10 protein-coding genes and 1 pseudogene are annotated in these 12002 nt (G+C 64.9%); 10 read left to right on the top strand and 1 reads right to left on the bottom strand.

Annotation, left to right across the window (positions count from 1 at the left end):
- The first annotated feature begins 1 nt into the window (after position 1).
- Positions 2 to 862, top strand: coding sequence for a phosphogluconate dehydrogenase C-terminal domain-containing protein (locus PV768_RS18865; RefSeq protein WP_421093860.1), 861 nt, complete (start codon positions 2 to 4; stop codon positions 860 to 862).
- Positions 863 to 913: 51 nt separating this feature from the next.
- The gene (locus tag PV768_RS18860) at positions 914 to 1066 is read left to right on the top strand and encodes a hypothetical protein (RefSeq protein WP_421093859.1); all 153 of its coding nucleotides are present in this window, start codon (positions 914 to 916) and stop codon (positions 1064 to 1066) included.
- 185 nt (positions 1067 to 1251) lie between these two features.
- Here PV768_RS18860 and PV768_RS18855 read toward each other — a convergent pair whose 3' ends face one another.
- A complete protein-coding gene (locus PV768_RS18855; protein WP_421093858.1) occupies positions 1252 to 2133 on the bottom strand; it encodes a helix-turn-helix transcriptional regulator in 882 nt (293 codons plus the stop codon).
- A 103-nt stretch (positions 2134 to 2236) separates the two neighbouring features.
- Here PV768_RS18855 and PV768_RS18850 point away from each other — a divergent pair, with 103 nt between their 5' ends.
- From PV768_RS18850 to PV768_RS18815, 8 genes and pseudogenes are all read left to right on the top strand, one after another.
- Complete coding sequence (locus PV768_RS18850) at positions 2237 to 3709, top strand: MFS transporter (RefSeq protein ID WP_421093857.1); 1473 nt, start codon at positions 2237 to 2239, stop codon at positions 3707 to 3709.
- A gap of 74 nt (positions 3710 to 3783) precedes the next feature.
- Positions 3784 to 4665 carry an aldo/keto reductase gene (locus tag PV768_RS18845; RefSeq protein ID WP_421093888.1) on the top strand — a complete coding sequence of 294 codons (882 nt, stop codon included), beginning with the start codon at positions 3784 to 3786 and terminating at the stop codon, positions 4663 to 4665.
- Positions 4666 to 4689: 24 nt separating this feature from the next.
- Entirely contained in the window at positions 4690 to 5718 is a 1029-nt protein-coding gene (locus PV768_RS18840; protein WP_421093856.1) for an aldo/keto reductase, read from the top strand.
- Positions 5715 to 6059 (top strand): nuclear transport factor 2 family protein, encoded by a 345-nt coding sequence (locus PV768_RS18835; RefSeq protein WP_421093855.1) that lies wholly within the window; start codon positions 5715 to 5717, stop codon positions 6057 to 6059. The genes PV768_RS18840 and PV768_RS18835 overlap by 4 nt, the downstream gene beginning before the upstream one ends.
- A 792-nt stretch (positions 6060 to 6851) precedes the next feature.
- A pseudogene (locus PV768_RS18830) lies at positions 6852 to 7804 on the top strand (LysR family transcriptional regulator).
- Positions 7805 to 7966: 162 nt separating this feature from the next.
- Positions 7967 to 9064, top strand: a complete 1098-nt coding sequence (locus PV768_RS18825) for a tartrate dehydrogenase (protein ID WP_421093854.1) — start codon at positions 7967 to 7969, stop codon at positions 9062 to 9064.
- Between the two features lie 137 nt (positions 9065 to 9201).
- Positions 9202 to 10671 carry a C4-dicarboxylate transporter DctA gene (gene dctA / locus PV768_RS18820; protein WP_421093853.1) on the top strand — a complete coding sequence of 490 codons (1470 nt, stop codon included), beginning with the start codon at positions 9202 to 9204 and terminating at the stop codon, positions 10669 to 10671.
- Positions 10672 to 10676: 5 nt separating this feature from the next.
- On the top strand, positions 10677 to 11837 hold the full coding sequence (locus tag PV768_RS18815; protein WP_421093852.1) for a glycerate kinase: 1161 nt from the start codon (positions 10677 to 10679) through the stop codon (positions 11835 to 11837).
- Positions 11838 to 12002: the final 165 nt, after the last annotated feature.

Here is a 12002-nt window from a genome sequence, read left to right as displayed (position 1 = left end):
AATGTCAGCAGAAAAATTGACCGTCGCCGTCATCGGAGCCGGTGGCAAGATGGGAATGCGCGTTTCGCGGAACCTGCAGAAGAGCGCCCACACCGTGTTCTACAGCGAGAACTCCCCCGCCGGGCAGGAACGCATCAAGGCCGAAGGGCGCGACATCAGCACCACTGACGACGCCGTCAAGGGGGCCGACGTGGTCATCCTCGCTGTCCCGGACACCGTCCTGGGCATCGTCTCCGAAGGCGTCGTCCCGCAGATGAAGGCAGGCGCGATCCTGCTCACCCTGGACCCCGCCGCCGCCTACGCCGGCCTGCTGGCAAAGCGCGACGACGTCGTCCAGGCGGTTGCGCACCCCTGCCACCCGTCCGTGTTCCTGGAGCGCACCACCAAGGAAGAGTGGGCCGACACCTTCGGCGGCGAAGGCGCCCCGCAGAACGTGGTTGCCGCGATCGACGACGACGCCTCCGAGGAGGCCAAAGCAGCTGCCGAGGCAACCATCCGCGTCATCTACGCCCCCGTCATCGACGTCCACTGGGTCACCGTCAAGCAGCTCGCCATCCTGGAACCAACCCTGGTGGAAACCGTGGCCTGCATGATCGGCACCCTGCTGAACGAGGCACTGCACGAGACCGTACACACCGCCGGGGTGCCCGAGGAAGCCGCCAAGGCCATGCTGTTCGGCCACGTCCAGATCGCCTTGACCAACGCCCTCCGCGGCTCCAACCCGTTCTCCGAGGCCTGCGAAATCGCCATCCAATACGGCAAGGACACCATTATCAAGGACGACTGGAAGAAGATCTTCGACGACTCCGAACTCGACAGTGTCATCGCCAAGATGCTCAAGCTGGACGCCGTCAAAGGCTAACCCGCGGAGGAGGCAGCTCAGCGCTGCCCCCTCCCTCCAGGAATCCAGGCGATGAATACACCTGTAACATCCGGCGGTGCGGCCCTCGAGAACTACAAACCCTGGCAACCAGCCGAGGATTGGACCCTGCTCGAGGGCTGCGACGTCGAGGTTCAGCACCGCAAGGGACTGCTGGACCAAGGACGGGTCGGTGCTAACTGCTGACGGAAACATCCTCTGGCTTCTGTGCCATCTGTTGGCAATAGGCAGAAGCGCAGCAAGCGGGCGGCCCGGACGCGGTCCCGCACAAGCGCACGGACCGTTCAACCCTGGCGCAGCGCCGCTGCCGTGGGCGTAACGGCTGATGCTTCCGGTGGCACCGATTACCAGAGCGGTGGAGGGCCGGTGGTTCATTGTTTCTCTTTGACTGGGGCCGCTGTGGTTTCGCGCTGGGTGGCGGCCCAGCTGGCCAGGACTTTGAGGGCGTCCTCGGAAGGGGTGGCCGGCTCTGCGGTGTACACGTTGATGCGCAGGCCCGGGTCCGCGGGGAGTTCCAGGGCCTCAAAGCTTAGGTCCAGGTCCCCCACGATCGGGTGATGCAGGCGTTTGCGGCCGGTGCGGTGGTACTTCACGTCGTGCCGGGCCCAGCGGGTGCGGAACTCCTCGCTGCGGGTCGAGAGCTCGCCGATCAGGTCCGACAGGTCCTTGTCGTACGGGTTTTTCCCTGCTGTGGACCGCAGCACGGCAACAATATCGTCCGCGGCGCGTTCCCAGTCGGCGAAGAACTCCCGCGCTTTCGGATTCAGGAAGGTGAACCGTGCGCTATTGGGCGGGGTGCCGCCGTCGGTCATCATCTCCAGGTACAGCGCCCGGCCGAGCTCGTTCGAGGACAGGATGTCGCCGCGGTCGTTGCGGACCCAGGCCGGAGCTGTGGTAATCGCATCAATGACGCGCTGCACGCTGGGCCGCACCGTATGCGGGCTCCGCTTGCGGCGCACCCGCGGCGCAGACATGGACGCGCGGGCCAGATCAAAAAGATGAGCGGTCTCAGCGTCGTCCAGCTGCAGAGCGCGGGCAAGCGCCTCCAGGACGCTGTCCGACGCGCCGGAAAGGTTCCCCCGCTCCAGGCGGATGTAATAGTCGATGCTCATTCCCGCGAGCATCGCGACTTCCTCGCGGCGCAGGCCCTTGACCCGCCGATTGCCGCCATAGACGGGCAGCCCGGCTTCATCGGGCGTTAGCCGGGCCCGGCGGGAGGTCAGGAACTTCCGCACGTCGTCGTTGTGTGTCATGGCATCCACGCTACGCCGCCGCCCCCGGGGCGAGGGAGGCACTGGCGTTACCCTGACAAGCCGTGACTCCCGGGGGCCAGGAGATCACGGTTGAGTGGAAATCATGAAACCTGCATCCGCACCCACCGCCCACCCGGCGGCGCCTGCCCGCCCGGCGGCGATCCTGGCGATCATCCTGGCCAGCTACTTCATGATTCTGCTGGACAACTCGGTGATCTTCACTGCCCTGCCGAATCTGCAAGAAGACCTGCGGCTCACCACTGTTGAGCTCACGTGGGTCCAGGACGCCTACGTCCTGGTCTTCGGCGGCCTGCTGCTTCTCGGCGCCCGGGCCGGTGACCTGCTGGGCCGGCGGCGGGTGTTCGTGTTCGGACTGGTGGTGTTCTCGATCGCGTCGCTGCTGATCGGCCTGGCCCCATCGGCAGGGTGGGCCATTGCCGGCCGGGCCGTGCAAGGCGTCGGGGCTGCCATCGTGGCGCCCGCGTCCCTGTCCCTGCTGACGGCCAGCTTCCCCGAAGGCCGTGAACGGACCCGGGCCGTGGCGCTGTATGGCGCCACGGCAGGGATCGGCGCCAGCCTGGGACTGGTGATCGGGGGCGCCCTGGCCCACTGGATCTCCTGGCGCGCCGGGTTCTTCGTCAACGTCCCCATCGGGGCTGCCATGATCGTCCTGGCCCCCAGGTTCCTCCGCGAAACCGGCCGCGCCACCGGTCGCTTCGACATCGCCGGAGCACTCACCGCCACCCTCGGCGCCGGGGCCCTGGTGTTCGGCATCATCAACGCCGCCGAAGCAGGCTGGGACTCGCCGCTGACCCTCTCAACCGTCAGTGTCGGCGTCGTACTCCTCATCGCCTTCGTCCTGATCGAACGCAAGGCCGCCCAGCCCATCATGCCGCTGTGGCTCTTCGCCAGCCGCCGCACCGGCGCCTACCTGGCCCGCTTCCTCTACCTGGGCGCGATGATCGGATTCTTCTTCTTCACCACCCAGTTCATGCAGGAAGTCCTCGGCTTCGACCCGCTCCAGGCCGGCATCGGATTCCTACCCATGACCGCCGTCAACTTCGCCGTCGCCATGGCCAACCCACGCATCACCCGCCGGATGCCCGGCTCCATCCCGCTCCTGGCCGGGATCCTCCTCACCCTCGCCGGAATGGCCTGGCTCAGCCGCGCCGGCATCGACTCCTCCTACCTTCCCGGCGTCGCCGTGCCCATGGTCCTCATCGGCACAGGGCAGGGCCTGGCATTCGCACCCCTGACATCCTTCGGCATCACAGGCGCACCCGCCGCCGACGCCGGCGCCGCCTCCGGACTGCTGAACACCTTCCACCAGATCGGCACCTGCCTGGGACTCGCCGTCGCGGTCGCCGCCGCCGCAACCGCCCCCACCGCCCCATCCGGACTCGCCGCCGCACATCTGGCCGCCCATGTCAGCGCCGCCCTCACCGCCGGCAGCGTCCTCCTCCTCCTGGCCCTGGCCGTCACCGCGGCCCTCATCCTGCCCGCCGACCTCGCCGCACGCCGGACGGAGAAACGGCCGACGGCGGCACGCACCACACAGCCCCAGCCCGCCCGGTGAGTACTCACCCGAAAAGGGGTACTGGCCGCCCCTCCCACAAACCCGTCCACCCCAATACCGTGAAAGGCATGGTTATGGAACTCACGCTCAACAACGGAATCACAATGCCGGCGCTCGGCCTGGGCGTCTTCCAGAGTCCCCCGGAAGAGACGACGGCGGCCGTCCAGACCGCGCTCGAGGTGGGCTACCGGCACATCGACACCGCCGCCGCCTACGGCAATGAGCGGGAGGTTGGCGAGGGCATCCGCCGTTCAGCCCTGGACCGGGCCGACGTGTTCATCGAGACCAAGGTCTGGGTGAGCGACTACGGCTACGACCAGGCGCTGCACGCCTGGGACAAGGCCGCCGGCAAGCTGGGCGTGGAGCAGCTGGACCTGTTCATCCTGCACCAGCCCGCCCCGGACCGGTTCGAGAAGACCATCGCCGCGTATAAGGCGCTGGAAACCCTGCTCAAGGACGGGCGCGTGCGGGCCATCGGCGTCAGCAACTTTCTGCCGCACCATCTCGCGCAGCTGCTCGACGCAACGGATTTGGTTCCCGCCGTCAACCAGATCGAACTGCACCCCTACTTCGCCCAGCGGAAGGTCCAGGCGGCGGACGCGGAACATGGCATCCTGACCCAGGCGTGGTCGCCGATCGGCGGCATCACCTTCTACCCCGGCTGGGGCGAAAACCGGAAGAACGTCATGCGGGACCCGGCGATTGCCGCCGTCGCGCAGGCCCAAGGCAAGACCCCCGCCCAGGTGATGCTCCGCTGGCACCTGCAGCAGGGCCGCTCCGCCATCCCCAAGTCCACCAACCCGGCCCGCATCGCCGAGAACTTTGACGTGTTCGACTTCGAGCTTTCCGCGGCCGAGCTCGAAGCCATCGACGCGCTGGACACCGGCATCCGCAGCGGTCCGGACCCGGAGGTGGCCCGCCCGGAGCGGTTCGCCATGGTCATTCCCGAAGCCTAAAACCGCCAGAGAGAAGGAACCATCATGGAATACCGCCCGCTTGGCCGCACCGGCGTGCAGGTCAGCCCCCTCTGCCTTGGCGCAATGATGTTCGGCCCGTGGGGCAACCACGACCGCGCCGATTCCACCCGCATCATCCACCGCGCCCTGGACGCCGGCATTAACTTCGTCGACACCGCCGATGTTTACTCGGGCGGCGTATCGGAAGAGATTGTTGGCGAGGCGCTGGCCGGACGCCGCGACGACGTCTTCCTTGCAACCAAGTTCTTCATGCCCATGGATGAGAACGACCCCAACCGGCGCGGCGGCTCCCGCCGCTGGATCATGCGGGCCGTAGAGGACTCGCTTCGCCGGCTGAACACCGACTACATCGACCTCTACCAGGTCCACCGGCCCAGCCCCGACACAGACGTGGAGGAAACCCTCGGCGCGCTCACCGACCTGGTCCGCCAGGGCAAGGTCCGCTACATCGGCTCCTCGTCTTACTCCGGCTCCCAAATCGTCGAAGCCCAGTGGGCCTCCCGGGACCGCAACCTGGAACGGTTCGTCACCGAACAGCCGCCCTACTCCATCCTGACCCGCGGCATCGAAGAGGACATCCTCCCCACAGTTCAGCGCCACGGGATGGGCACCCTCACCTACAGCCCGCTGGCCGGCGGCTGGCTTTCCGGCCGCTGGCGGAAAGACTCCGCATCCAGCCCCGCGTCCAGTGCCCGCCCCAGCTCCCGGTTCGACATGACCCAACCCGCCAACCAGCGCAAGCTCGACATCGTCGAAGAACTCGCCCAGGTGGCCCAATGGGCCGGCGCCACGCTCATCGAACTGGCCATCGCGTTCGTGATCAACCACCCCGGCGTCACCTCCGCCATCGTCGGTCCCCGTACCATGGGACAGCTCGAGTCCTACCTGCCCGCGGCAGAGACCACCCTCGCCCCCGAGGTGCTGGACCGCATCGACCAGCTCGTGGCCCCCGGCGTCACCATCAACCCCGACGACAACAGCTACGGCGCCCACGAACTCACCGTACAGGCACGACGACGGAACCTGGCGTGAGCGACGACATCATCCCCGCGGAGGTGCGGGAGCTCCACGACGTCCTATGCGAAGCGATGGTGTCCAGCGATGTAGCACAGCTGGACAGCATCCTCGCCCAGGACTACACGCTGACGCACATGACGGGGTACGTGCAGCCCAAGGCCGAGTGGCTTGAGGCCATTCGAGCCGGCGAGATGCGGTACCACCGGATGGAAACGAGGGAAGCCACCCACGGCGCAGACCCCGCGGCGCCAGAACTGACCGCCCGAACCCTCACCGACGCCACGATCTGGGGCCCCGGAGCCACATGGCGACTGACGCTGCACCCTCGTTTGAACCCAATGGAGACATCTGGGTGATCACACGCACCGTGACATCGACCTGGTAACCGCCGCACCTGAAAGCCTTCTGGGAAAGCCTGACTACCTCGATCCGGGCCATCCGGCGGGATCTGCGCGGCATCGTGTTGCTCAGCACTTTGCTGGTCGTTGCCGCCGTCGCGCACCTTCTGGGCTCTGTCACGCCCTGCTGGAGCGGAAGCGTGAAGTGCTTCTGGAACTTCGCCTCGCCGGCACGGCGGATCACGCCGTAGCCCCGAATCCAGACCCGGCTCGATGTCGAATAGCAGCGCCTCACGGGCGTCGAAACCATCGATTGACAGTCATCCGAACAACCGACCAGCTGTGGGTCCAAACCAAGAAAGGGAAGATCATGACTGACCAGCATCGGGATTCGAGATGTACATGCCGCGGCTGGGGCCCTTCCCTTTTCTCAAGGTCAATGCACAAGTGATCGCCAAAAGTGTTCGATGTATCGTTTCCCCAGCAGGAGGGACGGCGGGTTCACCGGCCATTTCCTCTGGATCCGAATCACCTGGCAGCTGCCACCGAACTCGCTGTCGTACCAGATGTGGAGCACAGATTCTTCTCGTTTCAGACTATGGCGCGGTGTCCGCGTACTTTTCTCGTTACACCGATCCCGGACACCTGATGATGCCCAGCGGGCGAGCCCACCAATGTTCGGGCGGCTGTGGCTCTGAAGTGGCTGCCATATCGTTCCATTAGAGCCACTGCATCAGGGATGCGTCCAAGACCCAGAAGCAATCGGCCTGATAGGCGTAGGCTATCTAGGCCGATGTCCCGCGTCCGGGTATGGAAGCGTTTAAGGCCCCTCGCAAAAACCCGAGGTTGGGATTCCCAGTAAGGAGTTGCGTGGATACGCGAAAGTTGAAGTATTTTTTGGCAGTCGTGGATCACGACGGGTTCAACCGCGCGGCAGAGCATTTGCTGATCGCCCAGCCCTCGCTCTCGCAGACCATTGCGAGTTTGGAAAAGGACCTGGGCGTGCCGCTGTTCCACCGCATCGGCCGCCGCGCCGTCCTCAGTGAAGCGGGAAAGGAACTCGTCGGACCGGCCAGGCTGGTGATGCGCGATCTCGATGCTGCCCAGTCGGCGGTGCAGGCTTTGCGCGGGGTCCGAAGCGGGCGGCTGGACATCGTTTCCATGCCCTCCCCCGGCATTGAGCCGCTGACGTCCATGATCGCCGGCTTTACCCGGCTGCACCCTTCTGTCCGGCTGAACGTCAGCGCGGCCTTCACTCCGGAAGAAGTTATTGACTCTGTCCGGTCCGGCAGTACGGAGATCGGCCTCGCCGGCTCCCCCAGCCCCATCCGGGTGCCCGGAGTACAGGTTCTTGAGCTGGAACGCCAGCCCCTGATCCTCATCGTCAACCCGCACGCAGACACCTTCAGCCCCGGGGAGTCGATACAACGGAAAGATATGGGCGGCCACCGACTCATCGCGAGCCAGCGCGGATCTCTGATGCGCTGGCTGGTCGATGACGCGCTGGCCCACGGAATCGACACCGAAATCGTCGTCGAAGTCGCTCACCGGACCTCGATCCTCCCCTCGTGCTCGCGGGTGTGGGCCATGCGGTCATGCCTTCATCCTGGGCACCCCTGGCCCACAAATCAGGACTTAGAACCCTGCTGATAGAACCCGTCTCTCACCTGGACGTTGCGGTCCTCAGTCGAAAAGAAGACCTCACGCCAGCTGCCCGGGCCTTCCTGGCAGTGGCAGAACTCCACGCCTCCCCCGGACCCTAAGACGGCCGCCAGCCTGTCACCGCATCGATAGGCAGATCCTATTTATCGGATCGAATCTTGGTCTTGGACGCCATATAGGAGCAGGCCGTCTACTTGAAGAGGAAGAACAGTGTGACCCCACTAACAGGCTCACTGCTAAATACTCAACGAGGAGGTAGGCACATGAGCGCCACCCAGAATTTCCGCATCGCATCCATCCCCGCCGACGGCGTGGGCAACGAAGTTGTATCGGCAGGACGCCGCGTCCTGGACGCACTGGCCGAGAACTCCAATGGCAAGTTCGCCTTCGACTGGACAGAGTTCCCCTGGGGCTGCGGCTACTACGCAGAAACCGGCACGATGATGGCCGACGATGGCTTGGAGACGCTGAAGGACTTCGATGCGATCTATTTCGGCGCCGTGGGTTGGGAGAACGTTCCGGACCACATTAGCCTCTGGGGCCTGCGCCTGAACATCACCCAGAACTTTGACCAGTGGGCCAACATTCGTCCGGTGAAGTTCCTCCCCGGTGTCCAGTCCCCGCTGCGCAAGGCCGACAACACTGAGCTCGACTGGGTTGTTGTCCGCGAGAACAGCGAGGGCGAATACGCCGGTCTCGGCGGCCGGAACCTTAGCGGCCGCGGCCCCGGCAACGAGGTCGCCCTGCAGACCGCGCTGTTCACCGAGAAGGGCTGTGAGCGCATCATGCGTTTCGCTTTCGACCTGGCCCGGACCCGCACCGTGAAGAAGGTTTCCTCGGTCACCAAATCCAACGCCCAGCAGTACGGCATGGTCCTCTGGGACGAAGTGTTCAACCGGGTGGCCCTGGACTACCCGGACGTCCAGACCGAAAGCGTCCTGGTAGATGCCATGAGCGCCAAGTTCATCCTGAAGCCAGAGGACCTGTCAGTCGTTGTGGCGTCCAACCTGAACGCTGATATCCTCTCCGACCTTGGCTCGGCGCTGGCCGGCAGCCTGGGCCTGGCGGCCAGCGCCAACCTGAACCCGGAGCGCCGCTTCCCGTCCATGTTCGAGCCGGTCCACGGCTCCGCCCCGGACATCGCCGGGCAGGGCATCAGCAACCCGATCGGCGCCATCGCTTCCGCCGCCCTGATGCTGGACCACTTCGGCCTCCACGAGGAAGCACGCAGGGTCGAAGCCGCCATCGAAGCTGCCACCGGCTCAGGGCACCTGACCCGCGACGTCGGCGGGAACGCCAACACCGACGACGTCACTGAAGCCATCGTCAAGGCCCTGACCAACACCCTGGCCGCCGTCTAGCCAGAAAAACCGCCGGGACGACCCCGGCGGTCAGTACCCAGCCCGGAGTGGACGGCGGCAGAACACCGCCGCCGTCCACTCCGTCATGCCACCTTCATCAAGAACTTCCAGCTACATTCCACAACGAGGTAGGAATCATGGATCACATCAGCTCAGTCGGGACAGCTTCGGCGGCCCGCAAAACCCCTTTGTACCGTCAACTGTATTTCTGGGTACTGACGGCCATCGTTATCGGCATTCTCGTCGGCTGGCTCGCGCCAAGTGTCGGGATCGCCATGGAACCCATCGGCACCACCTTCGTGGATGCGATGAAGATGCTCATCGGCCCCATCGTGTTTCTGACCATCGTGGGCGGCATCGCCAGCGTCGCTGACCTCAAGAAGGTCGGCATGACGGGACTGAAGGCCCTGACCTATTTTCAGGTCGGCACCATTCTGGCCATGATCTTCGGCCTGGTGGCCATCAACCTCTTCCGGCTGGGCGATGGAGTCAATGCAGATGCTGACAGCATCGAGACCTCCGAGTCCGCCGCGAAGCTGATCGACGCCGGAGCGAACCAGGAATGGTGGCAGTTCCTCACCAAGGTCATTCCGGAAAGCATGGTTGCGCCCTTTGCTGAGGGCAACATCCTGCAGATCATCTTCATCGCCGTGATCTTCGGCATCGCCCTGAACGCCATGGGCAAGGTCGGCGCCCCGGTCCTGGACGGTGTGCAGCGCCTCACCGGGGTCATGTTCAAGATCCTCAGCTTCATCATGAAGGCAGCCCCGATCGGTGCTTTCGGCGCCATGGCCTACGCTGTGGGCAAGTTCGGCGTCTCGTCCCTTACCAGCATGGGTGGATTGATCGCCCTGTTCTACATCACCTCCATCCTCTTCGTGGTGATCGTGCTCGGCTCCATCATGTTCTTCCTGAAGCTGAACATCTTCTCGATGATGCGCCACCTCAAGGAGGAGTACATGCTCATCCTGGGCACCTCCACCGCCGAACCGGCCCTGCCGGGCCTGATGCGCAAGCTCGAGCACGCCGGCGTCAAGAAGGAAACCGTGGGCCTGGTTGTCCCCACCGGTTACAGCTTCAACCTTGACGGCGCCGCGATCTACCTCTCCCTGGCTGCCCTCTACATCGCCCAAGCCACCAACACTGACCTAACCCTGGGCGAACAGCTGGGTCTTCTGGCCGTCATGCTCCTGACCTCCAAGGGCGCTGCGGGGGTTGCAGGCGGCGGCTTTATCGCCCTCACCGCCACCCTGACCACCATCGGCACCATTCCCGCAGCGGGCATCATGCTCATCTTCGGCATCGACAAGTTCATGTCCGAGTGCCGCGCGCTGGTGAACTTCACCGGCAACGCCGTGGCCACCCTCTTCATCGCCTGGTGGGACCGCACACTGGACGCTGACCGTGCCCGCCGGGTCTTCGCCGGTGAAACTGTGGAGCCCATGCCCTCCGAGGACCCCGTCCATCTGGATGAAGTCGTCGACATCGATGACGATCTCACTGAGTACGGACACCATGGGCCCGGGGAAGCTGTTTCCAAGCACGCGGGCCCGGTTGCCGAGCTTGCCCCCGCGGGCTCTCGTCCCATCCACTCGGAGACTGTCTAACCAACATGAGCACAACTACTGCCCCCAAGACCGTGCGGATCCTTATCGCCCCCGACAAGTTCAAGGGCAGCCTTACAGCCAGCGAGGTAGCGCAGGCCCTGGCAACAGGGCTTCGCTCCCCGGTTGACGTCCCAGGCACGGCCGGAGCGGTTCAGTGCGAACTGCTCCCCCTGGCGGACGGAGGTGACGGCAGCGTCGACGCGGCCGTCACCTCCGGCTTCGCTCGCCACAGCTACACCGTTGCCGGCCCCACCGGCCAACCCGTACAGTCCAGCATCGCTTTCGACGGCACCACCGCCGTCGTCGAGGTGGCCAACACCTGCGGACTCGGACTCCTGCCCGCGGGCAAACTGGAGGCATTGAACTCCTCCAGCCGCGGGTTCGGCGAAGCCGTCCTGTTCGCGCTGAGCCTTAACCCTGCACGGATCGTCCTGGCACTGGGCGGCAGCGCCAGTACCGACGGCGGAATGGGAATGCTCACCGCCCTGGGCTACAGCTTCCACGACTCCGAAGGGCGCCAGCTCTACGGCAGCGGAGGAGCGTTGGATCAGATCCAGTCCATTCACCGCACCGCCCTCCCGGAACTGCAGGACACCGAACTCGTCGTCGCGAGCGACGTTCACAACCCCCTCCGCGGCCCCAACGGTGCACCTGCTGTCTTCGCCCCCCAAAAGGGTGCCACCGCGGAGGACGTCGCATTCCTCGACGACAGCCTAGGGCACTTCGTAACCAAAATGGCAGAAGCCGGATCCGCCGACGCGGAGTCACTGGCCGCACACGAAGGCGCCGGAAGCGCCGGCGGCATCGGCTACGCCTGCCTCCTGCTCGGCGCCAAACAAGTATCCGGAGCCGACTACTTCCTGGACCTGCTGGACTTCAACGCCCGCAAGGACAGCTGCGACGTGGTGATCACCGGCGAAGGCAGCATCGACGAGCAGACCCTGGCAGGAAAACTGCCCGCCGCCGTTGCCCGAAGGTCAGGCACCCGCCCCATCATCGCTGTAGCCGGCCGCTCACTGCTTCCCAAGGACCGATGGTCTGAAATGGCCCTCACCCGGGTTTACACCCTGGCCGAGTACACCGATCTGGACTCCTCCAAAGACCCTCGCCTCTCCGCCACTTTGCTCCGACAAATCGGCAGAGACATCGGAACAAGCCTCCTGTAAACGAACTTCAAAACTACGGGAAGCAGAAACACCCGCCCGGGGTAACGCGGGCGGGCGTTTCCGTGTCGGAACTCATGCAAAAGATACAAGGGTAGGTATATGAGACGCGCAAAAATTGTGGCTACGTTCGGCCCGGCAATCGCCAGCTACGAGAACACCCTCGCG

The sequence above is a fragment of the Pseudarthrobacter sp. CC4 genome (assembly GCF_048957775.1).
In the GTDB taxonomy this organism is placed as follows: domain Bacteria; phylum Actinomycetota; class Actinomycetes; order Actinomycetales; family Micrococcaceae; genus Arthrobacter.
This window is presented reverse-complemented; position numbering and strand designations above follow the sequence as displayed.